18 protein-coding genes are annotated in these 23013 nt (G+C 44.4%); all 18 read left to right on the top strand.

The features are described from left to right. The first annotated feature begins 102 nt into the window (after positions 1-102). The 18 genes from ACZQK9_RS02440 (at position 103) to miaA (ending at position 22982) form a co-directional block, all read left to right on the top strand. Positions 103-2694 carry an NYN domain-containing protein gene (locus tag ACZQK9_RS02440; protein ID WP_483269492.1) on the top strand — a complete coding sequence of 864 codons (2592 nt, stop codon included), beginning with the start codon at positions 103-105 and terminating at the stop codon, positions 2692-2694. Positions 2695-2818: 124 nt separating this feature from the next. Beyond that, on the top strand, positions 2819-4123 hold the full coding sequence (thiC, locus tag ACZQK9_RS02435; protein ID WP_178017291.1) for a phosphomethylpyrimidine synthase ThiC: 1305 nt from the start codon (positions 2819-2821) through the stop codon (positions 4121-4123). Between the two features lie 17 nt (positions 4124-4140). Next, positions 4141-5163, top strand: coding sequence for a M15 family metallopeptidase (locus ACZQK9_RS02430; RefSeq protein WP_483269491.1), 1023 nt, complete (start codon positions 4141-4143; stop codon positions 5161-5163). A gap of 20 nt (positions 5164-5183) precedes the next feature. After that, complete coding sequence (locus ACZQK9_RS02425; protein ID WP_216507126.1) at positions 5184-6110, top strand: tetratricopeptide repeat protein; 927 nt, start codon at positions 5184-5186, stop codon at positions 6108-6110. Between the two features lie 36 nt (positions 6111-6146). Then, positions 6147-7382 carry a GTPase HflX gene (hflX, locus tag ACZQK9_RS02420; protein ID WP_483269490.1) on the top strand — a complete coding sequence of 412 codons (1236 nt, stop codon included), beginning with the start codon at positions 6147-6149 and terminating at the stop codon, positions 7380-7382. 1 nt (position 7383) lies between these two features. Further along, positions 7384-8763, top strand: coding sequence for an RsmF rRNA methyltransferase first C-terminal domain-containing protein (locus ACZQK9_RS02415; RefSeq protein WP_483269489.1), 1380 nt, complete (start codon positions 7384-7386; stop codon positions 8761-8763). After that, positions 8760-9515: an SDR family NAD(P)-dependent oxidoreductase gene (locus tag ACZQK9_RS02410; RefSeq protein ID WP_483269488.1), complete on the top strand. Its 756-nt coding sequence runs from the start codon at positions 8760-8762 to the stop codon at positions 9513-9515. The genes ACZQK9_RS02415 and ACZQK9_RS02410 overlap by 4 nt, the downstream gene beginning before the upstream one ends. A 40-nt stretch (positions 9516-9555) precedes the next feature. Continuing rightward, complete coding sequence (locus ACZQK9_RS02405) at positions 9556-10125, top strand: hypothetical protein (protein ID WP_483269487.1); 570 nt, start codon at positions 9556-9558, stop codon at positions 10123-10125. A 91-nt stretch (positions 10126-10216) separates the two neighbouring features. Beyond that, positions 10217-11212 (top strand): RluA family pseudouridine synthase, encoded by a 996-nt coding sequence (locus tag ACZQK9_RS02400; protein WP_216507121.1) that lies wholly within the window; start codon positions 10217-10219, stop codon positions 11210-11212. 79 nt (positions 11213-11291) lie between these two features. Continuing rightward, positions 11292-11828, top strand: a complete 537-nt coding sequence (locus ACZQK9_RS02395) for a Holliday junction resolvase RecU (RefSeq protein ID WP_117780915.1) — start codon at positions 11292-11294, stop codon at positions 11826-11828. Positions 11829-11831: 3 nt separating this feature from the next. Further along, on the top strand, positions 11832-13793 hold the full coding sequence (locus tag ACZQK9_RS02390) for an NAD(+) synthase (protein WP_483269486.1): 1962 nt from the start codon (positions 11832-11834) through the stop codon (positions 13791-13793). A gap of 90 nt (positions 13794-13883) precedes the next feature. Then, positions 13884-14411: a hypothetical protein gene (locus tag ACZQK9_RS02385; RefSeq protein WP_216507119.1), complete on the top strand. Its 528-nt coding sequence runs from the start codon at positions 13884-13886 to the stop codon at positions 14409-14411. Then, positions 14374-15036, top strand: coding sequence for a hypothetical protein (locus ACZQK9_RS02380; RefSeq protein WP_216507118.1), 663 nt, complete (start codon positions 14374-14376; stop codon positions 15034-15036). Before ACZQK9_RS02385 ends, ACZQK9_RS02380 begins: the two co-directional genes overlap by 38 nt. A 181-nt stretch (positions 15037-15217) precedes the next feature. Beyond that, on the top strand, positions 15218-15511 hold the full coding sequence (locus ACZQK9_RS02375) for a LysM peptidoglycan-binding domain-containing protein (RefSeq protein WP_483269485.1): 294 nt from the start codon (positions 15218-15220) through the stop codon (positions 15509-15511). Positions 15512-15681: 170 nt separating this feature from the next. Further along, entirely contained in the window at positions 15682-17136 is a 1455-nt protein-coding gene (miaB, locus tag ACZQK9_RS02370) for a tRNA (N6-isopentenyl adenosine(37)-C2)-methylthiotransferase MiaB (protein WP_216507116.1), read from the top strand. A 5-nt stretch (positions 17137-17141) separates the two neighbouring features. Beyond that, positions 17142-19781, top strand: coding sequence for a DNA mismatch repair protein MutS (gene mutS, locus ACZQK9_RS02365; RefSeq protein ID WP_483269484.1), 2640 nt, complete (start codon positions 17142-17144; stop codon positions 19779-19781). A gap of 45 nt (positions 19782-19826) precedes the next feature. Continuing rightward, complete coding sequence (gene mutL, locus ACZQK9_RS02360; RefSeq protein WP_483269483.1) at positions 19827-21980, top strand: DNA mismatch repair endonuclease MutL; 2154 nt, start codon at positions 19827-19829, stop codon at positions 21978-21980. Between the two features lie 45 nt (positions 21981-22025). Further along, positions 22026-22982, top strand: a complete 957-nt coding sequence (miaA, locus tag ACZQK9_RS02355) for a tRNA (adenosine(37)-N6)-dimethylallyltransferase MiaA (RefSeq protein ID WP_483269482.1) — start codon at positions 22026-22028, stop codon at positions 22980-22982. Positions 22983-23013: the final 31 nt, after the last annotated feature.

Below are 23013 nucleotides of genomic sequence, written 5' to 3'. Positions count from 1 at the left end.
CTTATGTTTGGTATCGTTTCTTCCTGATTCAGATATCGACGTTTATAAAAATCTGTGCTATGATAAATTTCATGATATCAAAAGAAAAGAGAGGGCGTTTCGATGACGGAAACAACCGCAGAAAAGAAACATATTACCATTGGTATTTTGGCTCACGTGGATGCTGGAAAGACAACGCTTTCCGAGGAGCTTCTCTATGAAACAGGAGCCCGAAAACACGCAGGGCGTGTCGATAACGGCGACACATTGCTCGATCATGATGAAATGGAACGGCAGCGTGGAATTACGATTTTTTCCAAGCAGGCAGAGCTTTTAACTTCTGATACACGTATCACCTTATTAGACACACCGGGACACGTTGATTTTACAGCTGAAATGGAACGGACATTACAGGTACTCGACTATGCCATCCTTGTAATCAGCGCCTCGGATGGAATACAGGCACATACCAAAACAGTCTGGCGGCTGTTGAAGGAATATCAGATTCCGGTATTTCTCTTTGTAAATAAAATGGACCAGCCGGATACTGTGCAGTCAAAGCTTTTGTCTAAGCTGCAGACATTATCCGACCGCATTGTCGCATTCTCTGATTACCACAATGAAAAAGTATCCCGCGCGGAAGATATGTACGAAAATCTTGCGATTGCCTCCGGAGAAGAAGCAATCCTAAATCAATATATGGAACAGGAAAATTTACCGGATTCCATCGTGCAGTCGATGATCCATTCACGTCAGGTATTCCCGTGTTTCTTTGGAAGTGCATTAAAAGGAATCGGTGTAGACGCATTGCTGCAGGGATTCGATTCTTATACGCTCGATGCGTATCAGGCAAAAGCAGCTAAGCCGTTTGGAGCCCGCGTCTATAAGATTACACGCGACGAAAAAGGAAACCGGCTTGCCCATATCAAGGTGATGCAGGGAACCTTATCTGTCCGGGATGCGATTGGAGACGAAAAAGTTACACAGATCCGGATTTACAGTGGGGAAGCCTATCAGACTGTCCCAACTGTCTCCGCAGGTATGATATGCAGTGTTACCGGATTGGAATCCGTACAGGCAGGAGATGGCATCGGAGATTATACAGATAATCCGATGCAATGCATCGAACCGGTGATTTCCTATACAATCACCTTTGATGAAGCTGTCAACACACGTCTGATGTACACTAAAATAAAAGATCTGGACGAGGAACTGCCGGAACTGCATCTTTCCTGGGATGAACAGACGGAAACAATTCAGATCATGCTGATGGGACCGGTTCAGATTGAGATTCTGACACAGTTGATCAAAAAACGCTGTGGCGTTGTACCAACCTTTGACAGCGGTGAAATTTTATACAAAGAAACCATTGCACAGCCTGTCATCGGTGTCGGTCATTTTGAACCATTGCGTCACTACGCCGAGGTACATGTCCGTATCGAACCTGCGGAACAGGGAAGTGGTGTCGATGCATCTCTTGACTGCAGCGAAGATGTCCTCGCAAAAAACTGGCAGCGCCTGATCTATACTCATTTACTGGAACGAACGCACCGCGGAACAAAGATTGGTGCACCATTAACCGATGTACATTTTACCGTGATAAACGGACGGGCACATACAAAACACACCGAGGGTGGAGATTTTCGTCAGGCAACCTATCGCGCTGTCCGACAGGGATTAATGGAATCCGGTACCATCATCCTTGAACCGGAATATGATTTTGTACTTGAGATTCCCAGTGATATGATCGGACGTGCCATGACTGATTTACAGACGTTATATGCAGTTATGGATGCACCGGAACAGATGGGAAATCACACGGTCATCCGGGGACATGGCCCGGTCGCTACTCTGCGTGATTATCAGCTTCATGTACGTGCATTTACGAAAGGACAGGGGGAATTCCATGTGAGCTTCCGTGGCTACATGCCATGCCACAATGAAGAAGAAGTCATACAGTCCCATCCATATGATCCGGAAGCAGATCTGCATAACCCAACCTCGTCTGTGTTCTGTGCACATGGTTCCGGCTTTCTCGTCCCTTGGGATCAGGTAAAGGCCTATATGCATGTCAATGATGCTTCGGACTCTGAACAGACGCAGGCAGAATATACCGTCCACAGCCGGGAAAGCTTTGATTATTCGATTGGATTAGATGAGATTGATGCAATTTTGTCCGGTCAGACGGCAAACCAGAATGCCAAAAAGCAGGTCTATAAAAAGAAAATTGTCCGGCACACGGAGACTTACACTGCAAAAACATCGAAGGCAATCGTCACACCAAAAGAGAAACGTCTGATCGTAGATGGCTACAATGTGATCTTTGCTTGGGAAGAACTGACAGCACTTTCAAAAACAAATCTGGATGCCGCAAAAGATAAGCTTATTTCTCTGTTATCAAACTATCAAGGCATTACCGGTATAAAAACACTGATTGTCTTTGACGGTTATAAAGTAAAGGGGAACCACGGCAGTACGGCTGTGCAGGAAGATATTGAGATCGTACATACAAAGGAAAACCAGACTGCTGATCAGTTTATCGAAGCATATACGCACGAAAATGAAGAAAAATATCAGATGATCGTTGCCACTTCGGACGGACTGATCCAGACAATCACACGTGGTGCCGGCTGTCAGATCATTTCCTCCAGAGAGCTTTCTTCTGCAATGAAAGCTGCCGCAAACGAGCTGCGTGAACTATATGATATCAAATAGGGCATAACTGTACCTGTAAATGATGAATTTATGGGTGCAGTTGTTTGTATTTATCGAAAATCTATGTTATACTTTGATTAATTATGACCAGAATAGCTATAGCTTGACATAACAGGAGGTTTCAATGAGAGAATATACAACACAGATGGATGCTGCCAGAAAGGGCATTATCACACCGGAGCTAACCAGGGTTGCAGCAAAGGAGCATATGCGTGAGGATGAATTACTCCCACTCGTGGCAGAAGGAAAGGTTGTCATTCCGGCGAACAAATTACATACCTGTCTGGATCCGGAAGGTATCGGTTCCATGCTTCAGACGAAGATCAATGTCAATCTCGGCATCTCCAGAGATTGCAAGGATTACGATATTGAGATGAAAAAAGTAATGGAAGCAGTCAATCTTGGCGCACATGCCATCATGGATCTGTCCTCCCACGGAAATACAGAGCCGTTCCGTAAAAAGCTGATCGCAGAATGCCCGGTTATGGTTGGTACGGTTCCAATCTATGATTCGGTCATTCATTATCAACGTGATCTTGCAACACTTACCGCAAAGGATTTTATCGATGTGGTGCGCCTGCACGCAGAAAATGGAGTGGATTTCGTAACACTGCACTGTGGTATCACAAGAAAGACGATCGACCAGATCAAAAAACACAAACGGAAGATGAACATTGTTTCCCGTGGCGGCTCCCTTGTCTTTGCATGGATGACGATGACCGGAGAGGAAAATCCTTTTTACGAATATTATGACGAGATTTTAGATATCTGTGCCGAATACGATGTAACTGTCTCCCTTGGAGATGCCTGTCGTCCGGGCTGTCTGGCGGATGCAACGGATGTCTGCCAGATTGAAGAATTAGTCCGGCTCGGAGAACTTACCAAGCGTGCCTGGGAGAAAAATGTACAGGTCATGGTGGAGGGACCGGGGCATGTACCGATGGATCAGATTGCGGCCAATATGAAGGTTCAGCAGACGATCTGTATGGGAGCTCCATTTTATGTACTTGGTCCTCTGGTAACCGATATTGCACCGGGATATGATCATATTACCGCAGCTATCGGTGGTGCGATCGCCGCACAGGCCGGTGCCGCTTTCTTATGCTATGTAACACCTGCAGAACATCTGGCATTGCCAAATGTCGATGATGTCAAGCAGGGAATCATTGCATCAAAGATTGCCGCCCATGCAGCTGATATCGCTAAAGGTGTACGTGGTGCACGTGATATCGATGATAAAATGGCGGATGCCCGCCGGGTATTAGACTGGGATAAACAATGGGAGTGTGCATTGGATCCCGAAACAGCCAAAGCCATCCGTGCAGACAGAAGTCCGGAGCATGAAGATACATGTTCCATGTGTGGAAAATTCTGTGCTGTGCGAAGCATGAATAAAGCGTTAGCAGGAGAATACATTGATATCTTATAAAAAACGGGAGGGTACTTATGGGAAAAAATGAAGTTTGGGAAAATATTAAAAAATATGCAAAAGTATTTTTTCAGGGCATAGGTCTGTTTTTTGCATATGTCTTTCACTACATTGGGATGTTTTTGAAGTTTGTTTATAAGCATCTGAAAAAACTGTTCAAAAAGCTTTACCGGATTATCCGCAAACATATCAGACGAGTGAAAAAACATATGAAAGCCGGAGATTACAGCTTACTTTTTTATACTGTACTCGGTGTCGTAATCTTTATTATTTTGTTGATTTTACTCATCCATGGTGTATCTGGGAAAAAAAAGGAGGCCACAACGACAACAACAGAGTCTACAACGGAAGCTTCCACAACTGAACAGGTGGATCCACAGGCAGTTCTCCGGGAACAGGCAACTTATATCTATCAGAATAACCAGGATTATCTGATGCTTGTCAATGATACGAATCCGATTCCGGCCGGATATACATTTGAACAGCATACCCTGAACAGTGGGTATATCGTAGATGAACGTATCTACAATGACCTGCTTGCAATGCTGGAAGCATGTAATGCTGCCGGAAGTGAATATACGATCAAGGCTGGTTATATCAGTGCAGATACAGAGGGCAGTGGAGAGTATGCAACCGGTCTTGCGTTCGATGTAACGGCTCATGATGTTGCGGAGTTAGATGCTGCTGTTGTTTCCCAGCTTCCGACGAACCAGTGGCTGATGCAGAATTGTTCTTCGTTCGGCTTCATTGTCCGGTATCCGGAAGGCAAGGAAAGTATTACAGGACATAACTATGAACCTTGGCATTTCCGTTATGTTGGAAGAGACGCTGCTGTCTTTATGACAACAAACAATCTGACATTGGAAGAGTTCTACACTCTTGTAAACGGAGGTACCGTATCCACAGCAACTACGACCTCTGCCACACCGGCAGTTGATCCAACAGCTGTCACAACTTCCGAAGACGGAAGTCTGACAACGGAAGATACCGGTGCAACAAGTGAAACAACAACCGAAAATCCATTGGATATTTTAAATTAGAAGTAGAAAGATAGAAACATATGAGTAAACCAGATAAACATATGAAAAAAGGACCATACGAACGGGAGATGGCGCGTCGCAGACGCGAGAGAAAGTTGCGCATCCGCCGTTTCCATCTGATCTGTCTCGGCGTCATGCTCCTTGCATTTGTAATTTTCTGTGTGAATATTTTTTCACACAAAAAAAGCATCCGCAAGGAAGCCGTTTCCCTCTATGAAGCTGGAAACTATCAGGAGGCTTTGGACAGATTCAAGGAAGCCTATGCCGAAAAACAATGGTTTTCGGATTCCATAGATGTAGATATTCTGATGTATGAAGCAGATTGCATGATGCGGCTTCAGCAATTTTCCGATGCAGAGCTTACCTATCTGAACATACAGAAAAAATATCCGGTTTCCAGATATGATAAGGAACAGCTTTCATATCTGACGGATCTGTCCCATGCACTTGGCAATTATCAACAAGGAGACTATGTTTCCACAGTTGCAACTTTTACAAAAGCTGTAGAAAACGGACATAAAGATATCAGCATCTACGCAGCCATCTGTTATGAAAATCAAAAAAACTACAATAAGATGAAAGAATACCTGGATATCTACGCAAACTATCAAGGAATCGATGCCTATGTGAATTATAAATATGCATCCTATTACTACGATACCAAAGACTATAACCAGGCGTTGACCTATCTGACACAGGGTGAATCCGCCGGAGAAAGTGACTACCTGCAGGAGATTCTGTATGCACAGATTATGTGCTATAAAGAGCTGCAAAACTATACGGAAGCTTTTTCACGTGCCACTTCCTATATTGCCAGGTACCCGGAAGATCAAAATGGGCAGGATTTATATGCCTACCTGGATACCCGTGTTAACTTGAACGAGGTTCCGGTCAACGATCGTTACCATCTGTATTCCGAACCGGAGAATGCAAGTGCAACCGAGTAACAATAATATATTTATGTAAACTAAAAAGGATATAGTATGTACGAAAACAAAGAAGAACTCGAAAAGGTTATATTGTTCGCTGTCGATCTGGACAACGGGGAAAATGTGGAGGCCAATCTGGATGAATTGGAGGAGCTGGTTGCAACTGCCGGTGCCGAAACACTTGGACGTATGATCCAGAACAAGGATTCCGTCGAGAAAGCAACCTACCTTGGAAGTGGTAAAGTCGAGGAGCTTCGAGATATGGTGGAGCGTCTCGGTGCAACCGGTGTTGTGTGCGATGATGAATTATCTCCGATCCAGATGAAGAATCTGGAGCAGGAATTAGACACAAAGGTCATGGACCGGACGATGGTGATCTTAGATATCTTCGCGAAACACGCAACAACACGGGAGGGTAAGCTTCAGGTAGAACTCGCACAGCTCAAATACCGCAGCAATCGTCTGATCGGTATGGGACAGGTGATGTCCCGTCTCGGCGGTGGTATCGGTACACGAGGTCCCGGTGAGAAGAAACTCGAGGTCGACCGGCGTATCATCCGGGAACGTATCGCGAAGCTTTCCAGTGACTTAAAGAACGATATTGCACACCGCGAGGTTATGCGTAAGCAACGTCTGAACAGCCATATTCCGATTGTTTCAATCGTCGGTTATACAAATGCCGGCAAATCAACACTGCTCAATCATATGACGCAGGCAGGCGTCTTAGAGGAGGATAAGCTGTTTGCAACACTTGATCCGACCTCCCGGAACTATAAACTTCCGAACGGACAGGAGATCATCCTGACGGATACGGTTGGATTTATCCGCAAGCTGCCACATCATCTGATTGATGCATTCCGTTCGACATTAGAAGAAGCAAAGTTTGCTGATATTATCCTACATGTGGTCGATATCTCGAATCCACAGGCAGACCTGCATATCCTGACAGTCTATGATACGTTACGTGAGTTAGGCGTGAAGGATAAACCGGTTGTCACTTTATTTAACAAGATTGACAAAGTGGACGAGCTTCCGGCTGTCAAAGATTTTCAGGCAGATCATACCTTATATATTTCTGCCAAGCAGGAAGAAGGATTTGAGAAAATCACAGATATTCTTGCAGAAATCATCAACCAGAGCCGCATTTACATCGAACAGACGATTCCGTACGCCAAAGCAGGCGTGATCCAGCAGATTCGCAAATCAGGAAATCTGTTAGAAGAGGAATACAGAGAGGACGGCATCTTCGTCCGCGCGTATGTTGATGCAGGCACGAAAGGGCTACTATAACATGGAATTACCGATTACTTTTGAACAGAATATGCGAACGCTTCTTAAGGACGATTATGATGCGTATGTGGCATGTCTCGAACAGCCGATGCATCACGGCATCCGCATCAATACGATGAAGATATCTGTGGAAGATTTCCTGAAGATCAATCCATTTCATCTGCGCCCGGTTCCATGGTGCGAAAATGGATTTTACTACGATGAAACATTAGATAAACCATCCAAACATCCATATTATTTTGCAGGGCTTTACTATATTCAGGAGCCTTCTGCCATGACACCGGCACATGTACTGCCTGTGGAAGCAGGAGACCGCATACTTGATATCTGCGCCGCACCAGGTGGAAAATCCACCGAGCTTGCGGCGAAATTACAAGGAACCGGTTTGCTTGTATCGAACGATATCAGCGCTTCACGCGCGAAGGCATTGCTGAAGAACTTAGAGGTTTTTGGCGTAGAAAATGCGCTGATTATCAGCGAAGCACCTTACAAATTAGCCGAACGGTTCCACGAATATTTCGATAAGATCTTAATCGATGCGCCATGCTCCGGAGAAGGCATGTTCCGCAAATCTGCATCCATGATCACCGCATGGGAGAATAACGGCAATCAGTTGTTTGCCGACCTGCAGCGAAGCATCTTAGATCAGGTTGTCACAATGCTTAAACCCGGCGGCATGCTGCTTTATTCGACCTGTACTTTTGCGCCCCTTGAAAATGAGCAGTCCATCGAATATCTGCTTTCGTTGGATGATCGTCTGGAACTGGTGGATTTCCATCCGTATGAGGGCTTTGACCACGGACATCCGGAATGGGGCAATACCGGAAATGAGACGCTGACGCGCTGTGCCAGACTCTGGCCACATAGGATCGAAGGCGAGGGACATTTTGTATGTCTTGTCAAGAAGCAGGGCGAGCGGGATAACCGTGCCAATTATGGTGATTACCCGGTCAAGCGTGCAAAGCTACCGGATTCTGTTACCGAATTTTTATCGCATACAACGCACGAATTTCACCTAGAACGGTTTGAGATATCGGGCGATAAACTCTATTACATACCGGAAAGCTTCCCGACAGTCCGAGGACTCCGTATCTTACGGTGCGGCTTATATGTCGGCGAGATCAAGAAAAACCGCTTCGAACCAAGCCAGTCACTTGCAATGGCGCTTACGAAGGAAGAATTTGATAACTGCCTGGATCTTCCTGCGGATGATGCAAAGGTCATCAAATACTTAAAGGGTGAGACAATTGATTTCGATGATGCATCGGTCAAAAACGGTTACGTATTAGTGTGTGTGGATGGATATCCACTTGGCTTCGGTAAAGCAAACCAAGGTGTTTTGAAGAATAAGTATTTACCTGGATGGAGGTTGATGTCATGAAGATAGCAGTGATCACAGGTGCATCTTCCGGTTTGGGAAGAGAGTTTGCCAGACAGATCAATCAGCATTTTGTCACACTCGACGAGATCTGGCTGATTGCACGAAGAGAAGAACGGTTGAATGAATTAAAGGAATCCCTGCATGGAGTCCATGTACGGACAATTCCGGTTGATCTGTGTGACAGAGATGCCGTTGGTACTTATGAGGAAATGTTGAAGAAATTCCATCCTCAGATTCGTGTACTTATAAATGCTGCCGGATACGGAAAGATGGGCTATGTCGAGCAGATCTCTGAGGAAGATCTGGCTGGGGAAATCCGGTTAAATTGCGAGGCTCTGACCCGCATGACAAAGATATCCCTTCCATACATGGCGAAGCGATCAAATATTATTAATATCGCAAGTTCCGCTGCTTTTATGCCACAGCCAAACTTCGCAGTCTATGCTGCAAGTAAGTCCTATGTACTCTCGTTTTCAAGAGCTCTGCATCAGGAATTGAAGAAGCATGGGATTGTTGTAACCGCTGTCTGTCCGGGACCGGTAAACACCGAGTTTTTTGATATCGCAGAAAGCTATACCAAGACCAAGGGATATAAAGTTATCCTGCGTGCAAATGCAGGCAAAGTCGTTACACTTGCAATAAAGGATGCAATGAAAGGAAAAACCGTATCAACATATGGGGTTGTCATGAAGGCATTCCGAGTTGTGACAAAGATTATTCCGCATGGCTTGATTGTTCCATTCATACACTAAACAGCTTGATATATCTAAAATAAAGGACAGACTTATTGCAATGAAAAAGAAAGAAAAAGGCCAGTATGGCTATATTAATTATTACAAAAAAGGAAAGCTGCTTGTGACATTGATCCTTGCAATTATGATTGCATCGATTATTCTTTCCATGCTGCTTGCATTTGGTGACACCGGACGTATCGGTATTGTATTCGCAATACTCCTTGTCCTGCCGTTTGCAAAATTTCTGATTGCTTATATTATGTGTGCGAAGTTCCAGACGATGCCACAGGATGTTTATGATACGATAAACGGTCAGACCGACGAGACGAACATGATCTACGATCTCGTAATCACACAGACAGAGGGGATGCATTACTACGATGCGGTCTGTGTCAGAAACGGAAGTGTGTACGCGCTTGCGTTAGATAAACATTTCAAGGAAGAGAAGAAGGAATACGAGTCATTCATGCAGCAGGCACTTGCAAACAGCAAGTACAAATACATTGTTCACCTGTACACAGATGTGGACACCTTTGCGAAGAAGATTCATAGCATTGGCGAACCGAATGACAAGACAAAATTAATTGATCAGCATATGCGGGAACAGATACTGACGTTCTGCGTGTAGATTCATATATAAAATCTATATGTAAGATTCGAAAGAACAGCTAAAAATATACATTTATGCTGTAGTTTATAAGTAAGGAGGAGCTTTCGGTATGCAGGAACTAACCATCACAGATTTGGAAGCCGGACAGCGTTTAAATAAATATATGATGAAATACCTGAATCAGGCACCTTCTTCCTTTATCTACAAGATGCTCCGCAAGAAAAACATCACCAGAAACGACAAGAAAGCATCCGGTGACGAAATCTTAGAATGCGGCGATGTTATTAAAGTATTTCTGGCAGATGAGACGATTGAAAAGTTCCGCGTTGTCAAATCCGCTGACTCGGCAACATCCGATGGTTCCGCACAGGCATCCAAACAGAAGCCGGATATCACGCTGCAGATTCTCTACCAGGATCCGGATATCTTAGCAGTGCATAAGCCTGTCGGTGTCTTATCACAGAAAGCACAAAAAAATGATTACTCCATCAACGAAGCAATCGTTGATTACTGCCTTTCCATGCGGATTCTAAGCGAGAAACAGCTAGAGACATTTCACCCGTCGATCAGCAACCGCTTAGACCGGAACACCTCCGGCATTATCCTCGCCGGAATCTCGTTGAAGGGCAGTCAGACGTTAGCCCGCATATTAAAGGGACATACCTGTGAAAAATATTACTACACGATCGTAGCCGGAGAGATGAAACAGCGCATCCATGAGAAAGCCTACATCGTAAAGGATACAAAGAAGAATCAGTCTAAGATACAGAAACATGAAAGTCCCGGTGCATCGATGATTGAGACTGCATTTACACCGCTTTGCACGAAAAATGGTTTCACCTTATTGCAGGTACAGCTTTTCACCGGAAAATCGCATCAGATCCGTGCGCATCTGCAATCACTCGGCTATCCGATGGCAGGCGATACGAAATACGGCAATCCGGCGGTAAACCGGAAGCTTCGTGAGCGATACCATCTGAACCATCAGTTACTCCACGCGGGCAGACTTGTATTTCCGGATATCCCGGAAATCACAGATCCGTTGCCGGCAGAATTTCAGAAAGTTGCGGATGGGCTGGGTTTGAAACTACCGGCAAATCACTAAATGCCATGGATCAATGAAGATAAAATCCATAAATATTTGCATTTCATAATATAGCACAACAAATAGAAAGCACAGCAACATGCCAACATGGAATTCCAGAGGATTACGCGGTTCCACCTTAGAGGAACTCGTCAATCTGACCAATGAATTATATACAGAGAAAAACTTAGCGCTCATGCAGAAGATTCCGACACCGATCACGCCTGTTAAGATTGATTCGGAAAGCGGGCAGATCAAGCTTGCTTATTTCGAGAAGGATTCCACCGTCGACTATATCGGGGTGGTACAGGGCGTTCCGGTCTGCTTCGATGCAAAGGAGTGCGCGACAGATACATTTCCACTCCGGAATATCCATGAACACCAGATTCATTTCATGCGGCAATTTGAGAAGCAGCGGGGCATAAGCTTCTTGCTTGTAATGTTTACCGCACGCAATGAGTTTTATTATCTGCGGCTGTGTGAGTTAGAAACCTATCTTGCCCGCGCCGAGCAGGGACATGCAAGGAATTTTAAGTACGAGGAATTAAATCCCGCCTATTTTATAAAGTCACAATCCGGGGCACCGATTCATTATCTGAAGGGGCTGCAGCTGGATTTGCAGGAAAGAGAGGATTAAACGATGTATCAATATTACCGTGTAGCAGCCGCAGTTCCGGACATGCGTGTTGCGGATACTGCTTATAATGTCGACCAGATGCTTCAAAAAGTGGAAGAAGCAAAACAAAAAGGCGTCAATCTGATTACATTCCCGGAGCTGTCTGTCACCGGATATACCTGTGGGGATTTATTCCTGCAGCAGACGCTGCTTACAGAAAGCAGAAAAGAAGCTGCCCGTTTTGTACAGACAACCGCAGATTGTGATATGGTTGTTGTATTCGGTATGCCGCTTTCGATTGCAAATGCGCTCTACAATGTCGCTGTGACCGCATACCGCGGACATATCTACGGCATCACCGTCAAGACGTTTCTCCCGAATTACAACGAATTCTATGAGAAACGCTGGTTTTCTTCTGCACGGGAATTATCAACAGATCATATCTATGCCTCTGAATTACTTGGCTCTGTGGAGTGTGATTATGCTATTCCGCTCGGCAATAACCTGATCTATCATCTGCCGGATGCGTTCTGCTTTGGTGCAGAAATCTGTGAGGATTTATGGGCGCCAATCCCACCATCTGCATTTATGGCGATGAGCGGGGCAGAGCTGATATTAAACCTTTCCGCAAGCAACGATACGATTGGAAAGCGTGAATACCGCGAGAAGCTTGTAAAAGAGAAATCAACCTCTCTGATGTGCACCTATCTCTATGCGAGCGCCGGAGCAAACGAGAGTACAACCGACCTGATTTTCTCCGGTCACTGCATGATTTGCGAGGGCGGAAAGATGCTTGCCGAAAACAGCGGGATTGCTGAAAATAACTATCTGCTAGTCGCAGATATTGACATCGAACGGATTCAGGCAGACCGCCTGAAAGGAAAGACCTATCAGGACTGTGCCGGCACCTACGGCAGCGCGGTTTCGATGCGTCAGATTCTGATTCCGGTATCCGAAGCTTTTGAAAGCGACGGAAGTCTTCGAAGCGTCAATCCGCACCCATTTACACCGGGCGATACAAAGAGACGTCAGAAGCGTTGTATGGATATCTTCCATATGCAGATCGGCGGACTTGCAAAGCGGCTTTCCATCTGTGGCGGAAAGATGGTGATCGGTGTGTCCGGTGGTATGGATTCCACCTTGTCACTGCTTGTGGCTGCACAGACCTTAAAGAAGATGGGGCTGCCTGCTACGAATCTGACCGGAATCACGATGCCAGCTTTCGGCACGACGAACCGCACATATCAAAATTCCCTAACCCTGATGCGGACTCTTGGCATTACAGTCAAGGAAATTCCAATCAAGGATGCATGTATTACACATTATGCGGACATCGGACATGATATGGAGATCAAAGACATTACTTATGAGAATGTGCAGGCACGCGAGCGGACACAGGTGCTGATGGACTATGCGAATAAAATCGGTGCCATCGTCGTCGGAACCGGAGATCTGTCCGAGCTTGCCCTTGGCTGGTGTACCTATAACGCCGATCAGATGAGCATGTACGGCGTCAATGCCAGCATCCCGAAGACACTTGTCAAATGGATGATTGCCAGCGTGATCGAATGTAATATCTTTCCAGAGAGTACCGAAGTCCTGAAAGATATCATCGATACCCCGATCAGTCCGGAGCTTCTTCCTCCGGATGAACACGGCAACATCGTGCAAAAGACCGAAGATTCGGTCGGTCCTTACGAGCTGCATGATTTCTTCCTGTACTATGTCATGCGTTTTGGATACAGCCCGGAGAAGATCTTCTATCTGGCAAAACGTGCATTTGCAGGAACCTATGATGCTGCAACCATCTTAAAATGGATGAAAATGTTCTATCGCCGTTTCTTCGCCCAGCAGTTCAAGCGGAGCTGTATGCCGGATGGCGTGAAGGTTGGTAGTGTATGCTTATCTCCACGTGGCGACTGGCGTATGCCAAGCGACGCATCCGTGCAGATCTGGATGCGGCAGTTAGAGAAACTCGCAGATTAAGAATTTATTTTCGTACTACATGCAACCTTTTGCCGGGTTGTGAAGTGTTATATATAGTAAAGGTAGTAAAGGATTGGGAGAAATTGTAATATGGATTTGGAGACAATTGCACTTATTGCCATGGGAGGATGCTTATTTCTCTGGCTTGTTGTGAATTTCATCATCACACTTCATAATGTCCGCAAAGCAAAAGCTGCGGGGCTTACCGTACAGGTACAATGTGAAAAATGCGGAACGATATATGAAGTAACCGGAAAAGAGGCTACACGCCCGGCTATGGTAAAATATAAGAAGAGCAGTCGTACCCATATATCAAACGGTGCTTTTGTAAATACGCAAAAGTACAGCCATTATGCAAAGAAATTCCATTGTCCATGCTGTGATAAGAAGACCTACGGCAAGGTACTTGATATTCAGGAACTGCAATATGAGGGACAGGATAGTACAATAAAAGAACTCGGAAAAGGCTTTTTGCGTATGGTCATTGGCTGCACAATTATCCTGATTCTTGCACAAATCCCATTACAGATCGGGAAGAAACAGCGGGAACGTGAAGTGCAGCAGATGAAGGAGCAGCAATATGAAGAGCTTAAGAACAAAGCAAATAATCGAAAATAAAAATGTCCGGCATTTAAAATTTGTACAATATATTCTGACTTTGTGTTTCCTGCTTTTTATAGTTGTGGGCATAACCGGCTGCACAAAAGAGTATACCGCGGACGATATCAAATCATATGCCAAAGAAACGTTATCCATAAGAAGAGTTACTGTGGATATAATCCCCCATGAATATAAAGATGAGGATGGATACACGGATATTTTATGGACTGTGAAAGATAAGAAAAACAACATTACATTCCATGTATTGGATAACACCTTCTATGGCGTGGAAAGCGTAGCCAATATGCTGTTGGATGATTATGACGACTGTGTATTTGCTGCTTATGCAGATAAGCTTCCGACTGATATATTATCCTATGAAATCACAGAAAACAATCAGACACATCTGACGAATGCAGAAATCATTGCTGATTATACAAACGAGGCAGAACTTAACGCATGCCTTTGCGCTTTGCAGGATGTATATACATTCTATGAAGAAAAAGGGTTTGATGATCTATTTATTAGATATACATTACGTTATCAACCACCGGAAAACAATATGGATGCGGAACCGGATACCGAAGGAAAAGAATACACCGGTGTTCTTTCCGATATTCCAACTTTATCTGAATTCAAATAATGAATCTCTGAAAAGCGCAGTTTATACTGCGCTTTTTTTATAATAAACCTGTTCAACCCCCCTACCTAGAAAAATCGAACATTTATTCGAAAAAAGTATTGACAAAAGAACAGATGTTCTGTATAATTCAATCATCGAACAGATGTTCATCAGATAAAACAGCAACAGGGAGGAAACAGCTATGAAACGTAAATTAATTTTTGGACTTAGTCTTGTACTTATCATTTGTATAATATTTGGTGTCAACAATAAAAAGCAGAACCCGGAAGCAGCAACATCCAATCAGAAATATTATGCCTGCATCACGATTGATGAAGACGAAACACTCTGGACAATTGCAGAAGAGCATTATTCCGAAGAATATAACAGTTATCAGGAATACATCGATGAAGTCAAGTTTATTAACAACCTGACCGATGATACGATTTATCGTGGAGCCAAGCTGGTAATTCCTTACTACGCAGCCCCATTATAAATAAATTCCATACCATACCTTATTTGAAGCCGGAACGTAAAACCTTCCGGCTTTTTTCATGAAATTTCCTGCCATATCGGTTGAAAGTTAAACCGATTTCTTATATAATAATTTAATTGTGGGATTGGAATACATACACCCACAAATTATATAAGAAAGAGGAAATACAAATGAACAGCGTGTCAATTCCAACTATGGAGCCGGATAGACAATACTATTTCATGAACCAGTGCAAAACACTTGTACTTGAGAAAAAGGCAGCATTGAATCGACCACTTACCTACAACATCCAGACCTTTGGATGCCAGATGAATTCCCACGACTCAGAGAAATTAAAGGGCATCATGGACGAGATCGGATATGAAGAGGTGGATGACGAGGCAGCTGACTTTGTAATCTTTAATACATGTACGATTCGCGAAAATGCGAATCAGAAATTATACGGACATCTCGGCCACGTCAAGACATTAAAGAACAAAAACAAAGACATGATCGTGTGTCTGTGTGGCTGCATGATGCAGGAGCCACATGTCATTGAGACATTGAAACAGAAGTATAAATTCGTAAATATTATCTTCGGAACACATAATATCTACAAATTAGCAGAGCTTATTTACAGCTATTTAGAGACAGGCAAGCAGACAATCGAAGTCTTAGATGAGACAAAACAGACCGTCGAACAGCTTCCTAGAAAGCGGAAATATACATTTAAGTCCGGCGTCAATATCATGTACGGATGCAACAATTTCTGTACGTACTGTATCGTGCCATATGTACGCGGACGTGAACAGAGCCGCAAGAAGGAAGAGATTCTGGCAGAAGTAGAAGCACTTGCCAAGCAGGGAATTTCCGAAGTTATGTTGCTCGGTCAAAACGTAAATTCCTATGGCAATATCTATGAATACAAGGACGGAAAGATTGTCGAAGTGGATGAAAAAGATCGCGTGACATTCCCACAGTTACTTACGGACGTGTGTAAGATTGACGGCATCGAGCGTGTGCGCTTCATGACCAGTCATCCGAAGGATCTGTCAGATGAGCTGATCGAGGTAATGGCGAAAGAGCCAAAGATCTGCAAGCATCTGCATCTGCCTGTACAATCAGGTTCCACCAACATATTAACGCGCATGAACCGCCGCTATACGAAAGAACAGTACCTCTCGTTAGTTGACCGGATTCGTGCCAAGATGCCGAACATCTCCCTGACAACCGATATCATCGTCGGTTTCCCCGGCGAGACAGAAGAAGATTTCGAGGATACACTGGATATTATCCGTAAAGTAAAATATGATCAGGCGTTTACATTTATCTACTCCAAGCGTACCGGAACACCGGCTGCGACAATGGATAATCAGGTGCCGGAAGACGTCATCAAAGATCGGTTTAACCGTCTTCTGACATTGGTAAATCAAGTATCAAACGGTCAGATCCGTCGATTTGACGGGCAGGTAAAACCGGTGCTTGTGGAAGAACTGAATACCCACGATGCATCACTTGTGACCGGACGAACCGAAGAGAATGTAACGGTACATTTTCCGGGAACTGCCGATATGATCGGAACAACTGTCGATGTAAAACTGACAGATTGTAAGGGATTTTACTTCATGGGTGAAAGGATTGGGTGATTGGCGTGGCAAAGCTATCTCCTATGATGGAGCAATATGTTGCAACAAAAGAAAAATATAAAGACTGTATTTTATTTTACCGTCTCGGTGATTTCTACGAGATGTTCTTTGATGATGCAATCCTGGCATCCAAAGAACTGGAAATTACACTGACCGGAAAAGACTGTGGCATGGAAGAACGGGCACCGATGTGTGGGATTCCATTTCATGCAGCAGATACTTATATCAATCAGCTTGTAAAAAAAGGCTACAAAGTAGCAATCGGCGAGCAGGTCGAAGATCCCAAGCTTGCCAAAGGACTTGTAAAGCGTGAGGTCATACGGATTGTAACACCGGGTACCAATCTGTCTTCCGAAAGTCTGGAAGAGTCCAAGAACAATTACCTGATGTGTATTTCCTATGTTGGGAAGAACTATGGTATCTCCGTTACGGATCTGTCAACTGGTGTATTTAAGACCTGCCAGATACAACAAGCTGAGAAGGTCGTTGATGAGATCAATAAATTCCAGCCATCCGAGGTATTATATCAGGCTGGCGTAGAACAGGTAGAAGAGATTCATGCCGTATGTGAGCGGTTGCAGGTATCCCATACTGAAGCACCGGACTATTATTTTAACTTAGAAACAGACGAAGAAACATTAAAGCGACAGTTCCACATCAACAGTATCGAGGGACTCGGGTTAAAGGACAGCCCGGCTTGTGTGGCTTCCTGTGGGGCATTGATGCAGTATCTGCTTGAAACACAAATGAGTTCCCTGTCACATATCAACCATATTGAGACGTATTCTGTAGACTCCTTTATGATTTTGGATTCCGCAACCAGACGCAATCTGGAGCTTACCGAGACATTGCGGGATAAGCAGAAGCGCGGCTCCCTGCTCTGGGTACTCGATAAGACAAAAACCGCAATGGGCGCCAGAAAACTGCGTGAGTTTGTGGAACAGCCACTCTTATATAAGGATGCGATTGAAAAACGTCTGGATGCGATTGAAGCGATCAACAAAGAACTAATCGTACGGGAAGAACTGCGCGAATATTTAAATACGATTTACGATCTGGAGCGTCTGCTGACACGTATTGCACTGAAGACCGCCAATCCAAGAGATTTGCTTGCCTTTAAGACATCGATTCAATATCTGCCAGATATTTATAATCTGCTCCGGGAGCTTCCCTGTGAGCGCATCAATGAAATCTATGAGGATTACGATAGTCTGGAAGATCTGTACGATCTGCTGGAACAGGCAATCGTGGAAGACCCTCCGGTTTCTATCAAGGAGGGTGGTATCTTCAAGCAAGGATACCGGGATGAGATCGACGAACTGCGTCTGGCAAAAACCGAATGTAAGACATGGCTGGCGGATCTGGAAGCAAAAGAGCGTGAAAAAACTGGCATCAAAGGGTTGAAAATCAAATACAACAAAGTGTTTGATTATTATTTTGAGGTAACAAATTCATTCAAATCCTTAGTTCCGGATTATTTCATCCGCAAACAGACACTAGTCAATGCCGAGCGTTTTACGACGGATGAATTAAATACACTATCCGGCAAGATTCTGGGCGCAGAAGATAAGCTATATGCGCTCGAATATGACTGCTATGTCGAATTAAGAGAAACGCTTGCTGCAGCACTTGTCCGGGTACAGAAGATGGCTGGCTATATTGCAGAATTAGACGCCCTTTGTTCCCTTGCCTATGTGGCTGACAAGAACAATTATGTCCGCCCGGCATTAAATACGGACGGCGTAATTGATATCAAGGGAGGCAGGCACCCGGTTGTCGAAAAAATGCTTTCAAATGACAGCTTTGTGGAAAATGATACTTATCTGAATAATGCAGAAAGCCGTATCTCGATTATCACCGGTCCAAATATGGCAGGAAAATCTACCTACATGCGTCAGACAGCGTTGATTACGCTGATGGCACAGATTGGTTCCTTTGTACCGGCGCAGTCGGCAAATATCGGACTCTGTGACCGGATCTTCACCCGTGTCGGCGCATCGGATGACCTCGCAAGCGGACAATCGACCTTCATGATTGAGATGAACGAAGTCGCAAATATCCTGCGCAACGCAACGAAAGACAGCCTTCTTATCTTAGATGAGATTGGGCGTGGTACATCCACTTTTGACGGACTTTCGATTGCATGGGCTGTCGTTGAATATATTGCTGACCCGAACATATTAGGCGCAAAGACATTATTTGCAACACATTATCACGAGCTGACCGAATTAGAAGGAAAACTTTCGTCTGTCAATAACTTCTGTATCGCCGTACAAGAAGAGGGTGACAACATCGTCTTTCTCCGTAAAATCATCAAGGGTGGTGCAGACCGAAGCTACGGTATACAGGTAGCCAGACTTGCAGGCGTGCCGGAACCGGTTTTACAGCGGGCACGCGAGATCTGCAATGAGCTGATTGATTCGGATATCACAACAAAGGTAAAGGATATTGACATCAAGCCGGTGCTTTCTGAGCAGCCAAAGAAGAAAGAGACAAAGTCTTCGGACTATGAACAGCTTTCTCTGTTTTCTTCCCCTGTGGAGATGACAATTGCCAACGAGTTAAAAACGATGGATCTGAATAATATGACACCGATCAAGGCAATGTTATACCTGCAGGAATTACAGGATCGTCTGAAACAGTAGTAACCGATGCCATTGTTTATGAACAACTATGAGGGTACATAACACATGATTAGAGTATTAGATAAAGCGACCATCGATAAAATAGCAGCAGGCGAAGTCATTGAACGTCCATCCTCTGTCGTAAAGGAACTTTTGGAAAATGCAATTGATGCCGGTTCCACTGCAGTGACAGTAGAGATTAAGGACGGCGGAACTTCCTTTATCCGTGTAACTGATAACGGCTGCGGTATTCCAAAAGAGGAAGTGCGCATGGCATATATGCGGCATGCGACAAGTAAGATTGAGCATGTAGAAGACTTGAATTCCATTCTATCTCTCGGTTTCCGTGGTGAGGCACTTTCTACGATTGCAGCCGTCTCACAGACGGAGATGATTACAAAAACTGCGACCGACCTGACCGGAATCAAGTATGTCATCCACGGCGGAAAAGAAATCGAATACAAAGACGTCGGCGTGCCAAACGGCACTACAATCGTTGTACGAAATTTGTTTTTCAATACGCCGGCACGTAAGAAGTTTTTGAAGTCTGCCATGACAGAAGGTTCCTATATCTTTGACCTGTTGACGCGTATTGCACTGTCACATCCGGAGATATCCTTTAAACTGATTGCAAACGGACAGACACGTATTGATACTTCCGGAAATGGGAAGCTGAAAGACACAATCTATCAGTTATATGGCAGAGATATCACAGCCAATCTGATTCCGATTGATTACACGGATGGAGATATTCATCTGTCCGGATTTATCGGCAAACCATTTATAGCAAGAGGAAACCGGGGTCTCGAAAATTATTTTATCAATCACCGATACATTAAAAGCAACGTGGTAAACCGTGCAATCGAAGAGGGATACCGTACTTTTGTGATGCAGCACAAGTTTCCATTTACGGTACTGTATCTGGATCTGCCACAGGAAAAATGTGACGTCAACGTCCATCCAACCAAAATGGAATTCAAATATGATAATGAGAAGAACCTGTTTGAAGCTTGCTGTACAGCCGTAAAACTGGCTCTGACACATAAGGAAATCATACCAAAAGAGGGAGAAAAACCAATTGCTTCCCCTGTGATTTCCCACCCAGAACAAAAACCGGCAGAGCCTTTTGAGGTGAAACGGGCTCAGTCACAGGCAATTCCACAGAAAAATGTCCGTGCAGGAAACTACAGTCCGACTTATAAGATCTTGGAATCCCTGCGGAAAGCAGAAGAGGAACAGGCAGCAAAGAACGGAACACCCCTTCCAAATATTGCAGACATGGTTGCAGATGCAGGTGTTGTGTATTCGCCATCTACGCCAGTTGAATCTGCACAGGCAGGCAATTCATCCACAACATCTCATGTGATGCAGCAGAGTAATTCAATGCCACCATCACAAGACGTGCAGCAGAACCATTCAACAACCACAGTACAGACTGCTTACCAGAACAATTCAACCGTGATATCGCAGTCTGTCCAGCAGAACAGTTCTTCAGGAACAGTACAAGCAACACAGGCACAACCATCCGAGACATCTGCCAAGCCAGATCTGAAGATGGACAAAAATTCAGCCGCCTACAAATACACAGTTGGCAAGCAGGAAACGCTCTTTGACGATGATTTTCTTACAGAAAAGGCACGGCTTTCACATCGTGTGATCGGTCAGGTGTTTGAGACATACTGGCTGATTGAATACAATGACAATCTCTACATCATGGATCAGCATGCCGCGCATGAGAAGGTAAAATACGAAGAACTGATGGAAAACCTCAAAAATAAACAGGTATTTTCCCAACAGCTCTTACCACCTATGGTCATTACTGTTACCTATGCAGAACGTCAGGCGATCTTAGATAACTTTGATCTTTTTATGAAAATTGGCTATGACATTGAGGAATTTGGCGGTAATGAATTCAAGATCAATGCGATTCCTTCCAACCTTTTCGGTTTGCATGGACGGGATATGTTCTTGGAGTTTGTTGGTTCCCTGATTCAGAATTCCGGTTACATGTCAAATGATATTTTTGTGAAGAAACTATCTACTATGGCATGTAAAGCAGCAGTAAAGGGAAACATGAAATTATCCTTTCAGGAAATTGATGCTCTGGTTGATAAGCTGCTCAGTCTGGAAAACCCATATACATGTCCGCATGGCAGACCAACTATCATTTCCATGAGCAAAACCGAACTGGAAAAGAAATTCCACCGTATCGTTTCATAAGTTCTACGAACAGATGCAGAAACTGTAGCACTACCTATAACAAACATGACAAATACAGAAAAAAAGAACAATTTAATCATACTGACCGGACCAACCGCAGTCGGAAAGACAGCGCTTTCCTTAAAGCTTGCAAAAGATTTAAACGGAGAGATTGTATCTGCCGATTCCATTCAGGTGTACCGACATTTCGATATCGGCTCAGCGAAGATCCTGCCGGGAGAAATGCAGGGGATTCCGCATCATCTGATTGATATCTTAGAGCCAAAGGATAACTTTAATGTTATGGAATTCAAGAAATATGCAGAAGAAGCCATGGCTGGTATCTACGAACGCGGGCATATTCCAATCATCACAGGCGGAACCGGATTTTATATCCAGGCGCTTCTGTATGATATTTCTTTCGACGAGGAAACCGAAGATGGCTACCGGAAAAAACTGGAATCCCTCGGTGATGAAAAAGGAAACGACTATCTGCACGCGATGCTAGCAGCTTGCGATCCGGAATCTGCCGAAACAATCCACGCAAATAACCGCCAGCGTGTGATCCGTGCATTGGAATATTTTCATCAGACTGGTAAGAAATTCTCGACACATAACGAGACAGAGCGTGAGAAGACATCTCCGTATAACTTTGCATATTTTGTACTGACAAGAAATCGTGCATCCTTGTATGAGACAATCGAACAACGCATTGACGAGATGCTTGCCTCAGGGCTTGTAGAAGAAGTACGTTCCTTAGTCGACACCTACCATCTGACTACCGGGGATACAAGCATGCAGGGGATTGGATACAAAGAAATTCTTGGATACCTGAACGGAGAATACGATCTTCCGGAAGCTATCCGGATTCTAAAACGTGACACCCGGCACTTTGCGAAACGCCAGCTTACCTGGTTCCGACGGGAACGTGACGTGATTTGGCTCGACAAAGATATCTTAAACACAGAACAAAAACTGGAAGATGCAATCATGACGCACCTTGCCAAAAAAAACATACGATAATTTTGTAAGGATAACTACCATAACAAAATAC

The sequence above is a fragment of the Wujia sp. genome, assembly GCF_056872695.1.
Note: the sequence above shows the minus strand (reverse complement) of the source record. Positions and strands in the feature narration are given on the sequence as shown.